Source organism: Sphingobium sp. FG11 (genome assembly GCF_057809915.1).
The window spans coordinates 256,022-273,670 of the sequence record NZ_JBMDKW010000001.1 but is presented as its reverse complement, the minus strand read 5'-3'; the positions used below and the strand labels follow the sequence as shown (position 1 = coordinate 273,670).

Below are 17,649 nucleotides of genomic sequence, written 5' to 3'. Positions count from 1 at the left end.
CTGGCGACACATGGCTGAACGCGCGTTAGATGCGAAGCGAGGCCCCCGGAGTTCAAGAGTGATGGACAGAATTTTCGCCGCATTTTCGCATCGCGTGTCGAGCGCGGCCGGTCAGCCGCTCGCTTTCATCCTCGCGGTCGCGGTAATCCTCGCCTGGATCGTAACCGGCCCGCTGTTCAACTATTCCGACACATGGCAGCTCATCATCAACACCGGCACGACGATCGTGACATTTCTCATGGTCTTTGTGATTCAAAATGCGCAAAATCGCGACGGATCCGCCATGCAAGCCAAGCTGGACGAACTGATCCGCGCCGTGGATGCCGCGCGCAACGACTTTATCGGCATCGAGCATCTGACAGAGGTGCAACTCGACAAGATCAAGGCGGTGCTAGAACAGGAATGTGGTGACGACGAGACGCGGCGCCTTGCGCTTGAGCGCATGATAGAGCGACGTTAAAAAGAAGCCTCAGTGGGCCTGATCGACGAGCCGCTGATTTTCCAGACGATAAGCGTCGACACGCTCACTATAGCGCTGGGCCAGCCCCTCATAGGCCGCCCTGCCTTCCGCCGAACGGGTGGTCCACGCCCTGATCAAAGCCATCTGCTGGCTATGCAGCAGGTAATTTACGTCCATCTCCATGCTCATCTGGCCCTCCTTCGGATCATTCGAAGAGTTTTGTAAGGCTGGCTGCTTCGCTATGAATCGATAGCAGCAGGACTATTCTAACATCGATCGCGGCTCATGGCTAATCGGCCTGCCGTTCGCGCACGGCATTCCGGCGAAAGATCGAGCAGTGCGGCGACCATTGTCCAGAGCCGAAGCATGTGAATATCGTCCATATTGAGAGATATCACTTGGAAGCGTCCTTCCGCCCTGCCATCCTGCATCCCGGCTTGAAACGGGGGTGAAGCCTTGGGGACTGAATTACTCGCCATATTGGCGATATTGCACCGTGAAATACTCATATTCGCAGTAGTTGGCCTCACTATAGGTGGCGTTGACGATCTGATAATCGACCTTCTATATTTCTCTCGTAGATGCTGGCGTAATATCGCGGTTTACACCCGCCATCCCCGTATGACGACCGCAACGCTGCCGCCTTCGCCCTGCCCTGGACGACTCGCGATTTTCATCCCCGCCTGGCAGGAATCCGCCGTCATCGGGGCCATGCTGGCGCATGCGCTGCGCTGCTGGAGCGATGCCGATTACCGGATTTTTGTTGGCGCCTATCCCAATGACCCAGAGACTCTCGACGCCATTGCCGCCGTGGCGATGGGGCAGCAACGGATCATCGCCGGTGTAAACGAGCGCGAAGGTCCGACGACGAAGGCCGACTGTCTCAACATGCTATGGCGCGCGATGCTGCGCGAAGAGGAGCGTACCGGCACGTCATTCAAGGCCGTCATCCTCCACGATGCCGAGGATGTCGTGCATCCCGACGAAATCCGGCTGTTCGACCATATGATCGATCGCTTTGCGCTGGTGCAATTGCCCGTCCTTCCTCTGCCTGGTGAGGGATCATGGTGGGCGCGCGCCATATCCAATCACTATGGCGATGAATTTGCCGAAAATCACGGCAAGGCACTTACGGTTCGCGAGGCGTTGGGCGCATCCGTTCCTTCGGCGGGCGTCGCCTGCGCGTTCGAACGCAGCGCGCTGAGCCACCTGTCCGACCCGTTAAAAGGTGGCCCGTTCGACCCAAGCTCGCTGACCGAAGATTATGAAGCAGGGCTGCGCATCCGCGACCGGGGCGGGCGCGGTGCATTCATCCGCATGCGAGATGAGCACGGGCAACTCGTCGCGACACGGGAATATTTCCCCGACAATCTGAACAGCGCCGTCCGTCAGAAGGCGCGCTGGATGGTCGGCATCTCTTTGGCCGGATGGGACCGCATGGGATGGCAAGGCGGCCCGGCGGAATGGTGGATGCGCATTCGCGATCGTCGCGCAGCCCTTGCAGCACTCATATTGTTCGCCGCGTATCTTGCCCTCGTTCTATGGGGCCTGCTGGGTATCGCCGCACTGTTCCTGACCATTCCCGCGCCACCCCTGCCACTAATGATTGCTTCCCTTTTGTGGCTCAATTTCGGGCTGATGATTTGGCGAACGGCAATGCGGACCCTGTTTTCGACGCGAAGCTATGGATGGCGTTACGGGCTTGGCGCGATCCCGCGAACCTTCATTGCCAACCTGGTCGCCATCCTCGCCGCCCGACGTGCCGTCTACCAATATGGCCAGTCGTTACTTGGAAAACCCCTCCGCTGGGACAAGACGCAACATCATTTCCCCGACATGCAGACCAGACCGTGAGCGACAGCCGCAGTGGCAGGCCCGTCCGTTTCTTCGTTCTGTTGATGACAGGCTGGACCATAATCCGAATAGTTAGCACGATAGGCTGGCCGAGCGGCGTCTCGGAGGCGAGCGATGATGCGCCTCATCCGTCCCGCACCTTCTCGCCCGCCAGCGCTCCGCCCCCCATCAATGCGGCGTATATGCACCCGAATACCGGAACGCCTATGCCCCGGACGGTCATCGGTTCGCCCCATCATATATTCACCATCGCGACGCCGCCTGCGGATCGGACGCAAGCGTCCGGTCAGCCGATCGATCTTGCGGATTTCATCAGCAGCGCCGAAGCCTTTTCGAGCGCCCCAACTCCCGGCGATGCGCCGGGCGAACGGCAGGAGTTGCTCGTCCCGCAGCCCGCGTCATGGCAATCCCGTCGGGAAAATGCCTCTCGTCGCTGGCATCTGGGCAGTTGGGTCTTATGGCGAAACGGCAGCGGCCCGGCGCGCGCGCTGACCAATGGCCGGCTTGGCGGCTCGCAGATCGGGGCGCGGCTCGATTTCGACATGACACCCGATGCCGGGTCCAGCATCGCAGGCTATACAAGGGTCAGCGCCGCCATGGATCGCCCGGCCTCACCCGAAGCCGCAATAGGTCTGTTCTGGCAACCGGCGCGACGGATACCGCTGACCTTTGCCCTCGAACGACGCATCGCTCTGGGACCGGGAGGACGCAATGCCAATGCTCTATTCGCGGCCGGTGGTTTTGGTCCCACCCCCCTCACGCCGTCAGTCAGCGCGGAAGCCTATGTCCAGACGGGCATTGTCGGCTTTCACGCAAAAGACTCCTTTGTCGATGGGAAACTCTCCTTGCTCACACCCCTCCGGCGCACAGGTCTCCACGCCGGCATGGCTGTCTCCGGCGGCGCGCAGCCGGATGTGTCGCGTCTCGACATAGGCCCGGAAATTCAGCTGCGCCTGCCCTTGCCTAGCGTCAGCGCGCGGCTCAGCATCGAATGGCGAGAACGGATCATGGGCAATGCAGCGCCACCATCGGGACCGGCCATCACGCTCGCCGCCGATTTTTAGGCACAAGCGCGAGCCGCATCTTCCTATCGGGGCGCTTTGGCTCTACGCCCGTGACAGCATGGATCTCTACCTGCCCATCGCCAACCTGTCGGTCAACGCTCTGGTCATCATTGGGCTGGGCGGTATCGTTGGGCTTTTGTCAGGCATGTTCGGTGTCGGCGGCGGTTTTCTGACAACGCCGCTGCTGATCTTCTACGGCATTCCCCCGACAGTCGCCGCCGCCTCCGCCGCATCGCAGGTCACTGGCGCAAGCGTCTCGGGTGTCGTCACGCATATAGCGCGTGGCACGGTCGATTTCCGCATGGGGGGCATCCTGATCGCCGGCGGCGTCGTGGGAGCGGGCATCGGCGTCCTGTTGTTCCGGCTGCTGCAAACGCTGGGCCAGATCGATACGGTTATCGGCATCCTCTATGTATTGATGCTGGGATCGATCGGATCGCTGATGGCCAAGGAGTCGATCCAGGCCGTGATCGCGCTCAAGACCGGGCAGCGCGCACAGGCGCGCAAGCGGCGGCACCATCCGCTCGTCGCCGCCCTGCCCATGCGCTGGCGCTTCTATCGCTCGGGTCTCTATATCTCGCCGCTCGCGCCGCTGCTGCTGGGCATGGCGACCGGCGTGCTGACCATGTTGCTGGGCGTCGGTGGCGGATTCATACTCGTCCCGGCGATGCTGTATCTGCTGGGGATGACGACGCAGTCGGTCGTCGGCACGTCGTTGTTCCAGATCCTGTTCGTCACCATGGCGACGACGATGATGCATGCGATGACCACCAAGGCGGTCGATCTGGTGCTCGCAATGCTGCTGTTGATCGGCAGCGTCACCGGCGCGCAGATCGGCACGCGCCTGTCGATGAAGATCAGGCCCGAATATCTGCGCATCCTGCTGGCGCTGATCGTGTTGCTGGTGGCGGCGCGCATGGCGCTTGGGCTGGGTTTTCGGCCCGACGAAATCTACTCGGTCGAGGTCCGATGATCCGCCGCGCCCTCATCGCCGCCGCCGTGCCCGTGCTGCTGATATTGACCGCTGCCGATGAGCCGATGCTGGTACCCGACGTGTCGCAGCGCGACGTCGAAATCCAGTATAGCTTTACCGGCGCTGACCTTCTGCTGTTCGGTGCGATCGTCTACCCCGATGGCCGACGCCCCGACAAGGCCGCCGATATCGTCGTGGTTCTCAAAGGCCCGGACCAGTCGATCATGATGCGCGAAAAGCAGAAGGTCGCGGGCATCTGGGTCAACGCGGAGTCAGCCCGGTTTCGCTCAGCGCCCAGTTTCTACGCCATGGCCTCGTCGCGCCCGATCGCCGATATCGTGGATGAACGCACCGCGACGATCTATGAAATGGGCGTCGACAAGCTTCAGTTGTCGCCCGCCTCGCTCAACGAGAGCGCCGAACTCGAACGGTTTCAGGCGGGGCTGGCCGAACTGCGCCGGAAAACCGCTCTATATGTCGAGCGGCCGGGAACCGCCGAGATTACGGACGGGGTTCTCTATCGCGCCCGCCTGCCTTTATCTGCGCGCGTAATCGTCGGCAATTATACGGCCGAGACCTTTCTGGTTCAGAACGGGCGCGTCGTCGCGGCTGCGGTACGCGACATCACCATCCGCAAATCCGGGTTCGAGCGATTCATGGCCGTCGCCGCGGAACGCTGGTCTTTTCTCTACGGGTTGACGGCGATCGCGATGGCGGTCGGCATGGGCTGGGCCGCCGGGGCGATCGCGCGCCGCATTTGACCCAGGCGGCCTGTCCAAAAGTTCATGTTGCGGCCAGATCGGCGTATGGATGGCGTGGGCATAAAGGAGGCGCGGTCTTCGCGCGGACCGCAAGCCGGGCCGGCGGCCTCCTCCCGTCGGTCCGGCTCTATTGTCTGCGGCAGCCTTTTTACTGAAAGTCTGAGTAAAAATGCGCTTTTTCGCGCATTTCCCAACAGGATCGTTCAGTGCCCCAGCCGGTATCCCGCGCCCCGAACCGTCTGGATAAGCGACACGTCTCCGTCCAGATCGATTTTGCGCCTCAGGCGGCTGACATGCACGTCGATGACATTGGTGCCGGGATCAAAATGATAATCCCACACCCCTTCGAGCAGCATCGTTCGCGTGACCACCTGACCGGCATGACGCAGCAGATATTCCAACAGCCGGAATTCGCGCGGTTGCAGGTCGATCGGCCGCCCGTCTGACCGGACTTCCCGCTTCAGCAAATCCATCCGCAACGGCCCGCAAGTGAGAATAGTCTCGGCATTCGCGCCACCAGAGCGCCGCCGCATCAGCAACTCTATCCGGGCGAGCAGTTCGGCAAAAGCGAAAGGCTTGACCAGATAATCGTCCGATCCGGCCGTCAGCCCCGTCACCCGATCGTCGACGGAATCAAGCGCGGACAGCAAAAGCACCGGCGTATCGATAGCGGCGGCGCGCAATGCGCTGAGAACGCCCAGTCCGTCCAGCCCAGGCAGCATACGGTCGAGAATGATGACGTCATATCCACCGCCGGTCGCCCTGAACAGGCCATCCCGGCCATCCCCGCAATGATCGACGACATGGCCATGTCCATGTAGGCCCTTGCAGACATATTCCGCCGTGGTCCCGTCATCTTCAATCAGCAAAATCTTGCCACTCATCCGTTCATCCCGTCGGTTCGGCATCGGGTGCGTCACCGCGATCCCATATCGATGCCGATGGCGGAACGACCGGGAGGACGCGTGAAGCGAGCTTCACAAGGGTCCTCGCATAATGGGCGCCCTGCGGCACTTACCGCCATATGACAAAATATTCATCCGGTGCCGGCGGCAGCGCTTGGCTACGCCCTCAAGCGATACGGCCCGGCACCTCGCGGCTGTCGGCGACGATCGCTGCCCGGCTCCCGCCGGTCTCCCATGGAAAGACGAACCAGTCCTTCGTCACGGCCCGATCGATCGACGCCGCCCGATAATCAACCGGCGTTGCCGACCGGATATTATCGATCAGCACGGCAAAACGAATATTGTCCGCCGGTGCCCCCGCCAGTGCCTGACGCAGCCCCTTCATGGTGCGTCCGCTGTCATTAATGTCATCGACGAACAGCAGGCGTTCGCCGGACATCGCACGTTCGGCAAGGCTCTCAAGCAGCTTTTCCCCAAAGGCGGCCGCCCCCGCCGACAGATCGACCGACAATAAAGGCACGCCGATCCTGTGGCTGAGCCAAGTCGCCGGAACCAGCCCGCCCCTGCCCACACCAACCAGGAAATCAGGCAGCGAACCATCGCCGATGATGCTCCGGGCCAGCGTTTCGACAAGGATCAAAAACCGCTCGATCGGAATATCGGTCAATATGGGTTGAGCCATGTCAGGCGACCGCAGCAGGATGCGGGGCGCCTTGCCCCTGTGCGGCATAATGTCGCGCGAGCAAGGCGCAGGCGATAAGCTGGATCTGGTGAAACAGCATCAGCGGCAGGATGATCGGCCCGACGATGGCCGCGGGAAACAGCACGCCAGCTATCGGGACGCCCGACGCCAGACTTTTCTTGGACCCGCAAAATTGCAGGACGATGGCGTCCTCGCGCGAAAAGCCCATTATGCGGCCCAGCATCCAGCTGAACAACAGAATGATCAGCAATATCGCACAGCACAGCGCGGCCAGCAGCAGCAGTTCGCCGCGCGAAACCCTGTGCCATAAACCTTCCACCACGGCCGCGCTAAACGCAGCATAGACGACCATCAGGATCGTAGTGCGATCGACGCGCCCGAGCACCGAGCGATGCCGCTCGACAACATCGCCGATCCACGGGCGCAGCAGATGACCGATGATGAAGGGCAGCAGCAATTGCAGGACAATGCCCTCGATCGAATGAAGCGAAACCATGCCGCCTGTGCCCCCGCTCTGCATGAGCAGCGCAACCAGCAGTGGCGTCAGGAATATGCCCAACACATTGGAGAAGGACGCACCGACCACCGCCGCCGCGACATTGCCGCGCGCGATCGCGGTAAAGGCGATCGACGATTGGACCGTCGAGGGTAGCAGCGTTAGGAACAGCAAACCGGCGCGCATACTGCCCGGAATAGCCGTCACTTGCTGCGTCGCAAGGCCGATCAACGGGAAAGCGACAAAGGTCGTCGCCAGCGTCGCAAGGTGCAGACGCCAGGCTTTTGCACCGCGCAGGATCGCCTCGCGTGGAAGCTTGGCGCCATGGAGGAAGAAAAGCAGGACGATGCCTATATCGGTCGCCACATCAGCGACATGCGCGCCCACGCCGCGCGCAGGCAAAAGGGACGCCAAAATGACGGTGGCTATCAGCAACAACAGAAACGGATCGAGGATCAGGCGGAGTCGGTTCATCGAACAGCTTGGCAAGGGAAATGGTCGGAGCATTCGTACGGCATCTTTGGGAAAGCGCCAATCGCTGTTCAGATGGAGCCAGGGTCAGATTTCCGCTTGAACCGCCATTCGCTCACCAGCACGGCCGCCACGATCAGAACGCCGCCCAGCAAGGCGCTCGGCGGCAATCGATCCCCGGCAATCCGTCCGATGATGCCCGCCCATACCGGCTCGCCCGCGTAAATCAGAGTAGCGCGGGTCGGCGACACGGTGCGTTGCGCCCAATTCATGACGAGCTGAATGATCGCGGTCATCAGGCCAAGCCCGCAGGCGGACAGGATCACCCGCCATGAAAAGGGCGGAATGGCCTCCCCCATCGGAACCATGAACGCGAACGCCAGAAGCGCGGTCACGGCGAGTTGCACGATCGTGACCCGCAGCACGTCCACCCGCCCGGCCCACAGGCTGATGAAGATGATTTCCAACGCGATCGCCAACGTGCTGATCAGCGTCAGCATTTCGCCGCGTCCCATGGACAGTCCGTCACGCGGGGCCGCGACCAGTAACAGGCCACCCACCGCAAGCACCACACCCACCCAGCTCGCCAGCCTCGGCCGCCGCCGCAGGATGATCCACTGCAAGATCGGGACGAGCGGCACATAGGCGGCGGTGATGAAGGCCGATGTGCTGCTGGCAATGGTCGCAAGACCCCAGCTCTGGAGCGAATAGCCGCCAAAGATGCCTACCCCGATCGCAAAACCCGCCAACAACTCCTGCCGGGTCAGGCCAGCCAGCACGCGCCAGGCGAGCGGCAAGGTGAACAAGGCGGCTGTAGCGAACCTAAGCCCGACAAAGAACAGCGGACCGCTTTCGCGCATGGCCAGATGCACGATCAGGAAGGTCCCGCCCCACAGCAAGGTTACGGCCATCAGCGCCAGTTCGGCGCGGCCGATCAGAGTGCGGGAAAGGAACCGGGACGGGGCTTCGAACGACATAGAGGCTGATTGACTATGCGCAAATCACGCACCGTCAAGCCGAACATGCCTGTGTCATTGCCGCGCAGGCCTTTAACGGCGGTCGACCCGGCTTATTCGTTCCTGAGGTCGCTTCCTGCCTTTTCCAGCTTTTCCCCAAGATCGCGCTTCGCCTCACCGGCGTCACGGCTCGCATCACGTGCCGCCTTGTCGGTAGCCGTGCCGATCCGGTCCATACCTTCATCGATCGCGCGACCGCTATGATCGAGACCCGCGTCGATCTTGTCGCCTGCCCGGTCGATCGCATTGTCCACATCACTGCCCACGGCATGTCCGGCGTTTTCCAGATTGTTCGACGCTTTTTCGGAGCAGGCCGACAGGCCCGTCGCGCTGAAAACACAAAGGGCGGCCAAAATGGATGTGCGCATGCGATGTCCTCAATCTCTTGACATGGATTGGGTTAACCGCCGGGCAAGCGATTAAGTTGCGTTACCCGCGCAACCCGATCACCATCGACCTGTCTTGATCGGGGATCAGTCCTTCGAGCACGCGCCAGAAGCCGGTCACCGACCCCTGCCCCGCCTGCGCATAAGCCGCCGCCATTTTCTCGCGCAGCGCACGAAACAGGTCCGCCTCCATCGCCACACCGGCGGCGCTGAGGCGCAGAAGCTTTTGCCGACGATCCTGCGGGCCTGGCCGCGTTTCGATATAGCCGCGTTCGATCAGGTCGTTGAGTACACGGCCCAGCGACTGCTTGGTAATCGCCAGCAGGCGCAGCAAGTCCTTGACCGTCAGATCGGGCTGGCGCGAAATGAAATACAGCGCGCGATGATGCGCCCGGCCCAGCCCCTGCGCGGAAAGGTCCTCGTCGATCGATCGGGTCAGCGCCGAATAGCCGAAATAGAGCATCTCGATGCCCCGTCGAATCTCATCCTCGCGCAGGAACAGCGGCGAGGCAGGCGCGATCTGTGCGGGCGTGGCGGTGGTCGAAGAAGAGGCGGTCATGGCCTATAGGGGTCCGGGCGACGAGGATCAAAAGAGAAGGCATATTGACGCGCCAAAACCATCATGACTAGGCTTTCCTTTCGCGCGCCACGCGTTATATGGCGTCGGCGCCGGTCAAACCGGCCATCTGCTGGGGCGTCGCCAAGCGGTAAGGCAGCGGCTTTTGATGCCGCCATGCGCAGGTTCGAATCCTGCCGCCCCAGCCAAATTTTCGGAAAATCGACACGGGCCGTCGCATCGCTGGACGACCCGTGTCCACCATTAAGGCGTATATTTGATCCCCAATCGGAATGTCCGTGGTTCGACCACACGGCTCAGGCGCGCCTCCTGCGGGCCGGACGCATCGAAAGCGGGGACGTAGGATTCGTAATAATAGGCAATGTCCTTGTCCCGGCTGTTGAAGATGTTGAGCAGTTCGCCGTAAAGTTCGACGCGCTTGCCCTTCCACGCCGCCCGCGCGTTGACGATCGTGCTGCCCTTGTCCCGCACATTATTATCTTCGATCAGCGGATAAGGGCCAAGGTGGCGGAGCCGGATGCTGGCCTCCCAGGGATGAAGCAGGATCGCCGCGCCCGCCGATGCCGCATTTTCGAAAGCATTGGGTATCCGGTCGCCATTGTCATAGCGCGAATGGCTGGCGGTATAATTGCCGTCGATCGCGAGCCAGGGCAACGGCCGCCAGAATGCGACGATCTCATAGCCATGCCGCCTGCTGGCCCCGCTTGGCTCGACAGCATTGGAATCGCCGACAAAGCGCAACTCGCTGCCGACGTCGAGCCACCAGTAGGTCGCGGTCAGGCTGGCGGTGCCGGCCTGCACCCGCGCGCCCACTTCCTTGCCCGTGCCGCGCACCAGCACCGGGACCGGCGAGACCGGATTAACCGCGCCGCGCACATCGTTGGAGTGGAAGCCACGTCCCCAATTTGCGTAGAATTCCAGATGCGCCGACACCTGATAGGCGAGCGACGCTTTGGGCGAGATCAGACTGTCCGATCCCTTGCCCGTCCCCAGCGCGGCCGCTACCCCATCGCGTGCCTGTACCGAATAATGGTAATGATCGCCGCGCAGCCCGCCCGTTAGCCGCAGCCCCGGCAAAGGCCGCCATGTCACATCGCCATAAAGAGCCGCTGACAGTTCCTCGACATGATAGCGACCGAGCGAGGCGAGAAATTGCCGGTCGGCGGTGCGATAGACGCCGACATTGCCGATTTGATCGTAGCGGCCCTCTGTCCCCACACTGACGCTAAGGTCCGGGCGCGGCTCCCAGCGCTTCTCGCCCGTAAAGCCCATGATCCACCTTCGGTCGAACTGCCGGATTTGCGCGCTTGTGCCGTCCGGGTCGGTGTAGGTGGGATTGGAATACATCGACCAGTCATAATATTGCACATAGCCATTGGCGCGCCATGTCGGCTGGGTGATGGCGATGTTGCCGACAAAGCGCGTGGTCTGGCCGCGCGCGGACGGGTCGGGCGAACAGAATATATCGGGACAGATGCTGGATCCTACGATGCGTTCGGGGATTTGCTCGGTCGGCCGCCATGTGGCCCGATAGGCGTGGAGCGTCGCCTCCAGCGTGCCGGCCCCGGCAGGCATCCGATATTTCGCGAAGCCCGCATAATGCCTCAGATGCTCCGGCTCCTGCCAGGGTCCGTCATAGCTCTTGGCCTGAGCGACCAGCGTCAGATCGCCCGAACCAAGATCGTGCAACGTGCCGCCAGCGGCGATCCGGCGCGAACCATAAGATCCACCCTCGACCGCGATCCACGGCCGGTCATAGCCATCGATCGTCTTCATATAAGCAGCGCCCGCCAGCGCGAAGTCGCCCCCGTCCGCGCGATACGGACCTTTGCGAAAATCCTCGCGTGCCACGATTTCAGGGATCAGGCCGTTTAGGTCGAGATAGCCCTGTCCATGGCCGTGGGTCCGCAGGTTCATCTGAACCCCGTCAATATAGGTGGTGAAATCGGACCCGTGGTCGAGGTTGAAGCCGCGCAGGAAATATTGGTTGGCCTTGCCGCTGCCCGAATGCTGGGCAGCAATCATGCCCGGCACGGCCTCCAGCAATTCCGCCACGCGCAACAGCGGACGAACGAGCAGATCGGCACCGCCTATACTGCCCTCGCTCGCCGCCTGTGCGACGCCGATCTTGGCCTCGCCGCGCCCAAAGACGACGATATCGGCCTGCGGTGCGTCCGCATCGGCGGGCGGGGCACTACCCTGCCCTGCCAAAGCAGGCGTCGCACTCATGATGGCGAGGCCGGACGCCACACCAAGACCCAGTTTCTTATGATGCATTCTGATTTCCCCCGGCGTCTGGCGACTACCGATGGAGGACCTGCCGCACGCGACGGGCGGCGCGTGCCAGCGACCGGACGCACTGGCGACCGCGACACGAACCGATGCGGTCTCCACCGCTCGTTCGTCGCTCAGACGGAAAGACACCGTGCCACGGCCATCCCCTGGGCCAGGGCAAGAGCGACCAGACGCCGGCAGGTCTCCTGGCTCGCGGGTCATCGCTCGATGCACGGCCTTCCCAGGTCTCGCAGGATTTAGCGTCCGGCCCAGTGGCTGGCGGCGAAACCATCGGGTCCGCCGCGCATATGCATCGCGCTCACCGCTTACAGTTGCAGGGACAGCCACGGAATTGGGGGTTTCCCCCCGCACCGCGTTCCCTTTTAAGTCCCTGTCGGGACACCGGCGCGATCAACATTCAGGATCGCGAAACGACCCCGAACGATCCGCCCGTTACAGTGCATGCGCATGGATCGCAAGCGTCCCAAGATCAGCGACGCCTAGCGTCCATGAATGCGGGACTGGAACAGCGGCAACCATTCGAAGCTCTTGTCGTCCGCGCCCGCTCCGTTGAAGCCGATGCTTCGCAATTTTGCCATGGCCTCCGCCGACGCCTCACTATCGAATGCAAGGTCCCAGATCAGGCGGCGAGACTGGATTTTCCAGCCGTCAGCCTCGCGAACATAGCGATCGATATAGCGGCCACCGACAATCAGTTCGGTCGCAGGAGCCGGAACGCGGCGGTGGTAAGCGAGGAAATACAATTCCCCGTCAGCCACATCCCCATCAACCTCGTACAGAGTGTTGAGGATATAATGCGCCGTAGCCTCAAATTCTTCCAGATTGCCCGGCGCTGCCTCGGCGAACTGCGCAGCCGTTCCCTTGAAGAAAATACCGTGATCGTCCGTTCCGTCTTCGGTGTAGAGCCTGCGCATCAACGCAAAGTCGCGCCGGTCCACCGCACGCGCATAGAGCATACCCAGCTCTTTCAGCGCCATTTTGTCGGCCTTATTCTGCCAGAACGGATCGTTCATTTCAGCCAGCCTCTCCACACTTCTTTTTGAAAGCACGAGATTAGTGGCGTAACTGAAGGGCGGCAAGCCTAGGTCGTATCAGCCCGGCCGCGCATTGGCGCGATCGCGTCGGACCGCGTGTCAGATGAATGGTGCCCCCGGTCGGACTCGAACCGACACATCCAAAGATACCGCATTTTGAGTCGCCTATATCCTGGACATGTCATTGATTAATAATAATATTTTCTAGAGAGCGTCTATTTTGTGTAAGGTTTTGTGTAAGTGTGTAAGACTTGTGTAAGGCATTTCGTGCAAAATCTGGCGCGTCTATTTTAAGGTGTCGCAGATGATGAATCCCGTGTCGAGCGGCTTCGCCATTTTCTCCACATGGCATTATCCGGACAGAAGCTTCTCCAATTTGTCTGCCAGCATCGCATGCTTGGCTTCGGGCAGTTGATCGAGATTGCGCTGCTTCCATTGCACGGCAGGCAGATGCTGTGCGGCAGGGATATCAAGCAGCGACCAATCGGGCGTGCCTCGTTTGAATGACACCAAGAAGCGCCGGTGATCTGCCGACATGCCGCCCACCATCGCCTCGATGATCGCTTCGCGCGCTGCTTCCAAATCGGTCAGTATGACCGGTTCGGCGGTCATTCCTTCAAATCCACGTCGAAACTCATGTTCCAGGGGTTTGCGGGTCGGGGCCAGCACATCGCCGATGGGGCGGCCATGGCTGATAATGTAGACGAGAAACGCATTGCGCAACGCATCGTCAATGCCCTCATGCGCAAGCAATTCGCGGACATCGTAGAGGTCGCGGGGATGCTGCCGGTCGAGCGCTGCGACGATCTTACCGGCATAGAGATCGGCAAACGAAATGACCTGCATCTGCGCGAAGCCGAACGATTCTTCGACGGCGGGTGACACGTTCATCAAAACCGGATCATAGACGCACCCGCGCAGGACGGGCGTGACTTCGATTTTGATTTGGGCGTCGGAAGTGCGAATGAGCAGTTTCGTCGTCGCACTCTCGTGAAACGTCGGGGTGATCCGGGCATCGGGAACGGCACGCTGGATGCGCGTGCTGATGCGTTGCATGGCCGCATCAATCGCCGCAAGGGATGCGGCCCGATCCTGCACGGGTAGATAGGTCAGGTCGATATCCACCGACAGGCGCGGCATATCCCGGACGAACAGGTTGATCGCGGTGCCGCCTTTCAAGGCAAAGTCCGGCTCTTCCCCGACCAGCGGCAACACCCGCACCAGCAAGGCAACTTGCCGACGATAGCTATCACGCAGCGCCATTCAAATCCTCCGGTACGGTGATTTGGTAGCGTTGGTTCAATACCCCGCCCTTGGCCAACATGCGCTTGCCTGATCCCAAAGCGATGCTGGACAGGTCAAGCTGATCGAACCAGCGGTGATGGTGCCGGTCAGCAAAGAACAGAAAGAGCCGTTTCACTTTGACGCTGCGGCAATCGCTCAACAACGATTGTAGGCGGCGCGGGCTGAGGTTGGCCATGCCCTCCATCAGCATATCGACCTGATGGAAACTCTCCCTGTCCGGCAGTTCATCCAGCAGTTCCAAAACCGCGCGCTCCGGCGTGGCAAGGCGGAGTGGCCAACTGATAGCCCCGCCCGGCTGCACCATGAAGCCTCCGGGCATACGCATTTCTTTGCCCTCCCCTTCGGGTAACAGATCTGGCTTTGTGGTTGCCTCGTCGGGAAAAAGCCGTTGGCTGTTATGATAGTGGAACGTCACATCCAACGGGAGCGCGCTCAACCAACTCGGCGGACGGTGATGGCCGTAGAGATGCACCTCATTGGTGGTGGCGCTAAGGTAGTGGGCATAGCCTTGATGTTCCAGCGCAGTGCGCCCGCCTACGGTAAGCGGCGAATCGAGCGCCGCTTGCAGGGATATGATAACCTGTTCCCATTGCAGCGGCCCATGTGACCGGCGATAAACTCGCGGCGCGGGCTGGTTCAACCATCCTGCTCTGACATAATGGCTGCGCAACGAGGATGAATAGCCCCGCTCCTCCAGCCAGGCGGCGTCAACCAGCATGCCTTCGGGCAAAGCCTGCTGCAATTGGTTTAACTTCCGTGCTGAATACGTAGCCATATTGTGGAATATGGCATATTTTCAAACCGACGTCCAGTTTATCATTCAGTCAAAATGCAAAGCCACACTGCGCATTTAAATGTATTTTCAAACTGACACTATCCTCTAATCACCCTATCCTCGCATCATGTGCGGAGATTAAGAACGATATTCGCCGCAGCATGGGGAACGGGTGGCAGTGCATCAAAACAGCTTACCTTGCCTGCTAACCTCCAGATGCTTCAGCCAGTCAGGCTTGGCCGCCTCGTCATCCAACCATGAAACGATTTGGGCCACCACATAGCCGCCGTGGGCTTCAATGGTTCCGGGCTGCATAAAGTGCGACAAGTAGCCGGTGCTGGTGAAGGGCAACTGTACGCCTTGCGGCTCTGTCGTGCGGATTTCCAGATGGTCGATCACGCCCCAGCGCAACGGCGCATAGGTCGCTTCGATCCCGATGCCCTGCCATACGAAGCGATAGGTTTGCGGTTCCATATCAGCACCCAGCGAACACATGCACGGCATCCCAAGCGGTCTGCACCGTGAAAAGGTCGCCGTTGATTTCGGCATCGCGGGCCATGGCCTGATAGTCGATGTAGTAGCTCAGCGTTTGCGGGATTACGGTGGTTTCCTCCGTCAACTCCTGCACATAATCGGCAAGGCTGGCATAGGTGCCAAGGTGGCGATCTTCCAACGCCTCGCGGGCTTCCTCAAGATCGCCGTCGCAATGATCTAACAGCGCCGCGCCCAATGCGCCATGTTCGGCAATGAAACGGGCCAATTCGGCCACGGCGTCGATGCCCGCATGTTCGCTGATACGAACGCCACCGAACCCTTCATAATCATGGATCGCCCATTCCTCGGCCCCGGCTATGGGCGAAGCGGCCAGCATTGTTGCCACCCCATCCCATAACGCCCATGTGTCCTGCGCGGCGTCGATCCACGCCCCATGCAGGATGCCGTTGTTATAGGCGGCGAGGCACGCGACATAGATTTTCGGCTGTTCGGTCTGGTTGGCGGTGATAGTGGCTCCCATGGTTTCCTCCGTTTGGCTTGGTTTCAGGTGCGATCTGAAACCTTGCCCATGCGGCGAGCATCGGGGGGCAAGCGGAGCGGACACCTTCGCGGGGAACCGGCTGCACGGAACGCAGTGGAGGAAGCTGGGCGGAAGGTGATCCGAAGCGCGCTGGGGGCAGCGCCCCAGCCTTTGCGTAAGTGATCGCAACCGAAGGCGGAAACGCATAGCGGTTCCGGGCGCACGAGCGCCTAGAGCACGGGCCGGAGGCAACGCTATGATTTGCCGATGACCATCACTATTCATCGCCCCATCGCTTCGGCTCTGTCATTTTAGCGTTGGCTAAACTTGAAAACCTAAAAAGCGCGCGCTTGGTTCTCAGGTATTCATATTTTGGCTCGAACGACGCACTGTTGGAGCTTAGGCTGTAGAGAAGAAAGCCTCACAATCGTCGCAGCAATAGTGGCCTTAGCTGCTGTTACATCAGCGGGAGGAACAACGGCATCGACCGCTGCTTTAGTGGATTGATTGGTCGACAAAAGGGCGGCTGCTTCAGCATCCGCTTTGGGTTTTGCTGCCTCAATTTTGTCTTCTGCTTCTTTGCTCAACGCCTTTATCTCTGCCACGACGCCCGCCGGATCAAAACTGCCAATGGTGCTCAGTCGTTGCGCCAGCACACGCTCGACAGATAGCAAAGCGGTTGTGATCATCTCGTAGAATTGCTCGTCAGTGGTGAGGACAACATTCCCGTTCGCCGCCTGTAAAGCTTGTGCTTTAGCGGCTTCAAGATTGCCCATTTTCTCGATTGTGATGGGATCAACACCAACTGCTTCGGCTTTAATGCAAAGTACTGCATCTAGCGCGCTATCAAAAACCTCCGCCTTTTGCTGTGGCGCATAATAAGATTTGCCTGCTCCGAATAACGCAGTTGCCGTTCCTCCGGCAATGGCAACATCGGGGCTTGCACCAAAAGCGGCGGCGGCAGCAGTTCCAACACCCGTAAGTAGCGCCGGGACTTCAAAAGCTTGCCGTCCATTGGCCGCGCTATGAGCGCGGCAGCGATACATATAAACGAAATTGTCGATCAGTCGTTGTGCTCCTGTCGCGTCATGTTTTATTTTCAAAACCTCGCTGACATTTTTTCCATCTTTCTGAACGTCTATATATCGCTGGTTCGGCATACAACGCTGGCCAAAGCTGTAGTTGCTGCCTACGACTTCCATCTCGTTTTCAAGATTGACGCTGGGTGGCGCAAAACTCGTTGTAGCACAACCAGCTAGACTCGCACTTGCACCCATCAAAGCTAAAATAAGCCGCATGACGTTATCCCCACGAATCATTTGATTGACTGCCAGACAAGTCGTTACATGGCAGTAATGAAGCGATGTGTCGATACACCTACCCATCGTTGCTATTTTGTATGTTGCCAAGTTCGCCAAACATGCACAGAAATCGATGACGAATCCGAGAGTGACCCGGTGGCGAACCCCAGGCGGCAGGCGGTGCCGTTTTTGTCGTTTGTTCTTGTTCTGGTTTACCATCGCAGCGGGCATGGGGTAGGTTCAATCCAGATTAAACCC

Annotated in this window: 19 protein-coding genes, 1 tRNA gene and 1 riboswitch; of the genes, 6 read left to right on the top strand and 14 right to left on the bottom strand. The window is 60.3% G+C overall.

The genetic code is table 11. From position 1 onward, the window contains the following. The first annotated feature begins 61 nt into the window (after positions 1-61). Complete coding sequence (locus tag ACODSN_RS01405) at positions 62-460, top strand: low affinity iron permease family protein (protein WP_489052532.1); 399 nt, start codon at positions 62-64, stop codon at positions 458-460. A 9-nt stretch (positions 461-469) separates the two neighbouring features. Here ACODSN_RS01405 and ACODSN_RS01400 read toward each other — a convergent pair whose 3' ends face one another. Beyond that, positions 470-649: a hypothetical protein gene (locus ACODSN_RS01400; RefSeq protein WP_489052530.1), complete on the bottom strand. Its 180-nt coding sequence runs from the start codon at positions 647-649 to the stop codon at positions 470-472. A 267-nt stretch (positions 650-916) separates the two neighbouring features. On the opposite strand from ACODSN_RS01400, the gene ACODSN_RS01395 reads away from it, so the two are divergent. From ACODSN_RS01395 to ACODSN_RS01380, 4 genes are all read left to right on the top strand, one after another. After that, entirely contained in the window at positions 917-2,314 is a 1,398-nt protein-coding gene (locus ACODSN_RS01395; protein WP_489052528.1) for a glycosyl transferase family protein, read from the top strand. Positions 2,315-2,520: 206 nt separating this feature from the next. Then, complete coding sequence (locus ACODSN_RS01390; protein WP_489052527.1) at positions 2,521-3,378, top strand: hypothetical protein; 858 nt, start codon at positions 2,521-2,523, stop codon at positions 3,376-3,378. Between the two features lie 58 nt (positions 3,379-3,436). Then, positions 3,437-4,351: a sulfite exporter TauE/SafE family protein gene (locus ACODSN_RS01385; protein ID WP_489052619.1), complete on the top strand. Its 915-nt coding sequence runs from the start codon at positions 3,437-3,439 to the stop codon at positions 4,349-4,351. Continuing rightward, positions 4,348-5,112, top strand: coding sequence for a TIGR02186 family protein (locus tag ACODSN_RS01380; RefSeq protein ID WP_489052526.1), 765 nt, complete (start codon positions 4,348-4,350; stop codon positions 5,110-5,112). Before ACODSN_RS01385 ends, ACODSN_RS01380 begins: the two co-directional genes overlap by 4 nt. A 203-nt stretch (positions 5,113-5,315) precedes the next feature. On the opposite strand, the gene ACODSN_RS01375 is transcribed toward ACODSN_RS01380, so the two are convergent. The 6 genes from ACODSN_RS01375 to ACODSN_RS01350 form a co-directional block, all read right to left on the bottom strand. Further along, positions 5,316-5,996: a response regulator transcription factor gene (locus ACODSN_RS01375; protein WP_489052525.1), complete on the bottom strand. Its 681-nt coding sequence runs from the start codon at positions 5,994-5,996 to the stop codon at positions 5,316-5,318. A gap of 187 nt (positions 5,997-6,183) precedes the next feature. After that, on the bottom strand, positions 6,184-6,699 hold the full coding sequence (locus tag ACODSN_RS01370) for a phosphoribosyltransferase (protein WP_489052524.1): 516 nt from the start codon (positions 6,697-6,699) through the stop codon (positions 6,184-6,186). Between the two features lies 1 nt (position 6,700). Then, complete coding sequence (locus tag ACODSN_RS01365; RefSeq protein ID WP_489052523.1) at positions 6,701-7,690, bottom strand: bile acid:sodium symporter family protein; 990 nt, start codon at positions 7,688-7,690, stop codon at positions 6,701-6,703. Positions 7,691-7,758: 68 nt separating this feature from the next. After that, complete coding sequence (locus ACODSN_RS01360; RefSeq protein ID WP_489052522.1) at positions 7,759-8,664, bottom strand: DMT family transporter; 906 nt, start codon at positions 8,662-8,664, stop codon at positions 7,759-7,761. 92 nt (positions 8,665-8,756) lie between these two features. After that, positions 8,757-9,071 (bottom strand): hypothetical protein, encoded by a 315-nt coding sequence (locus ACODSN_RS01355; RefSeq protein WP_489052521.1) that lies wholly within the window; start codon positions 9,069-9,071, stop codon positions 8,757-8,759. Between the two features lie 61 nt (positions 9,072-9,132). Then, entirely contained in the window at positions 9,133-9,648 is a 516-nt protein-coding gene (locus ACODSN_RS01350; RefSeq protein WP_489052519.1) for a MarR family winged helix-turn-helix transcriptional regulator, read from the bottom strand. Between the two features lie 131 nt (positions 9,649-9,779). Between ACODSN_RS01350 and ACODSN_RS01345 the strand changes: the two genes are divergently transcribed. Then, a tRNA-Gln gene (locus ACODSN_RS01345) sits at positions 9,780-9,854 on the top strand. A gap of 55 nt (positions 9,855-9,909) precedes the next feature. Here ACODSN_RS01345 and ACODSN_RS01340 read toward each other — a convergent pair. The 7 genes from ACODSN_RS01340 to ACODSN_RS01310 all read right to left on the bottom strand — a co-directional run bounded on the left by ACODSN_RS01340 (position 9,910) and on the right by ACODSN_RS01310 (position 17,622). Next, complete coding sequence (locus tag ACODSN_RS01340; protein WP_489052518.1) at positions 9,910-11,943, bottom strand: TonB-dependent receptor; 2,034 nt, start codon at positions 11,941-11,943, stop codon at positions 9,910-9,912. A gap of 176 nt (positions 11,944-12,119) precedes the next feature. Then, positions 12,120-12,362, bottom strand: a riboswitch (cobalamin riboswitch). A 78-nt stretch (positions 12,363-12,440) separates the two neighbouring features. After that, positions 12,441-13,040, bottom strand: coding sequence for a nuclear transport factor 2 family protein (locus tag ACODSN_RS01335; RefSeq protein WP_489052516.1), 600 nt, complete (start codon positions 13,038-13,040; stop codon positions 12,441-12,443). 306 nt (positions 13,041-13,346) lie between these two features. Beyond that, positions 13,347-14,258: a nucleotidyl transferase AbiEii/AbiGii toxin family protein gene (locus tag ACODSN_RS01330; RefSeq protein ID WP_489052515.1), complete on the bottom strand. Its 912-nt coding sequence runs from the start codon at positions 14,256-14,258 to the stop codon at positions 13,347-13,349. Beyond that, positions 14,245-15,042 (bottom strand): type IV toxin-antitoxin system AbiEi family antitoxin domain-containing protein, encoded by a 798-nt coding sequence (locus ACODSN_RS01325; RefSeq protein ID WP_489052513.1) that lies wholly within the window; start codon positions 15,040-15,042, stop codon positions 14,245-14,247. Before ACODSN_RS01325 ends, ACODSN_RS01330 begins: the two co-directional genes overlap by 14 nt. Positions 15,043-15,258: 216 nt before the next feature. Next, positions 15,259-15,549 (bottom strand): hypothetical protein, encoded by a 291-nt coding sequence (locus ACODSN_RS01320; RefSeq protein WP_489052511.1) that lies wholly within the window; start codon positions 15,547-15,549, stop codon positions 15,259-15,261. A gap of 1 nt (position 15,550) precedes the next feature. After that, positions 15,551-16,090, bottom strand: a complete 540-nt coding sequence (locus ACODSN_RS01315) for an antirestriction protein ArdA (RefSeq protein ID WP_489052509.1) — start codon at positions 16,088-16,090, stop codon at positions 15,551-15,553. A gap of 365 nt (positions 16,091-16,455) precedes the next feature. Further along, positions 16,456-17,622 (bottom strand): cell envelope integrity TolA family protein, encoded by a 1,167-nt coding sequence (locus tag ACODSN_RS01310; RefSeq protein ID WP_489052508.1) that lies wholly within the window; start codon positions 17,620-17,622, stop codon positions 16,456-16,458. Positions 17,623-17,649 lie beyond the last annotated feature (27 nt).

Excerpts from the sequence above, each read along its gene's own strand:
- ACODSN_RS01405 (WP_489052532.1), top strand. The coding sequence starts at position 62 with ATGGACAGAATTTTCGCCGCATTTTCGCATCGCGTGTCGAGCGCGGCC.
- ACODSN_RS01400 (WP_489052530.1), bottom strand. The coding sequence starts at position 649 with ATGAGCATGGAGATGGACGTAAATTACCTGCTGCATAGCCAGCAGATG.
- ACODSN_RS01390 (WP_489052527.1), top strand. The coding sequence starts at position 2,521 with ATGCCCCGGACGGTCATCGGTTCGCCCCATCATATATTCACCATCGCG.
- ACODSN_RS01385 (WP_489052619.1), top strand. The coding sequence starts at position 3,437 with ATGGATCTCTACCTGCCCATCGCCAACCTGTCGGTCAACGCTCTGGTC.
- ACODSN_RS01380 (WP_489052526.1), top strand. The coding sequence starts at position 4,348 with ATGATCCGCCGCGCCCTCATCGCCGCCGCCGTGCCCGTGCTGCTGATA.
- ACODSN_RS01375 (WP_489052525.1), bottom strand. The coding sequence starts at position 5,996 with ATGAGTGGCAAGATTTTGCTGATTGAAGATGACGGGACCACGGCGGAA.
- ACODSN_RS01370 (WP_489052524.1), bottom strand. The coding sequence starts at position 6,699 with ATGGCTCAACCCATATTGACCGATATTCCGATCGAGCGGTTTTTGATC.
- ACODSN_RS01365 (WP_489052523.1), bottom strand. The coding sequence starts at position 7,690 with ATGAACCGACTCCGCCTGATCCTCGATCCGTTTCTGTTGTTGCTGATA.
- ACODSN_RS01360 (WP_489052522.1), bottom strand. The coding sequence starts at position 8,664 with ATGTCGTTCGAAGCCCCGTCCCGGTTCCTTTCCCGCACTCTGATCGGC.
- ACODSN_RS01355 (WP_489052521.1), bottom strand. The coding sequence starts at position 9,071 with ATGCGCACATCCATTTTGGCCGCCCTTTGTGTTTTCAGCGCGACGGGC.
- ACODSN_RS01350 (WP_489052519.1), bottom strand. The coding sequence starts at position 9,648 with ATGACCGCCTCTTCTTCGACCACCGCCACGCCCGCACAGATCGCGCCT.
- ACODSN_RS01340 (WP_489052518.1), bottom strand. The coding sequence starts at position 11,943 with ATGCATCATAAGAAACTGGGTCTTGGTGTGGCGTCCGGCCTCGCCATC.
- ACODSN_RS01330 (WP_489052515.1), bottom strand. The coding sequence starts at position 14,258 with ATGGCGCTGCGTGATAGCTATCGTCGGCAAGTTGCCTTGCTGGTGCGG.
- ACODSN_RS01320 (WP_489052511.1), bottom strand. The coding sequence starts at position 15,549 with ATGGAACCGCAAACCTATCGCTTCGTATGGCAGGGCATCGGGATCGAA.
- ACODSN_RS01315 (WP_489052509.1), bottom strand. The coding sequence starts at position 16,090 with ATGGGAGCCACTATCACCGCCAACCAGACCGAACAGCCGAAAATCTAT.
- ACODSN_RS01310 (WP_489052508.1), bottom strand. The coding sequence starts at position 17,622 with ATGCCCGCTGCGATGGTAAACCAGAACAAGAACAAACGACAAAAACGG.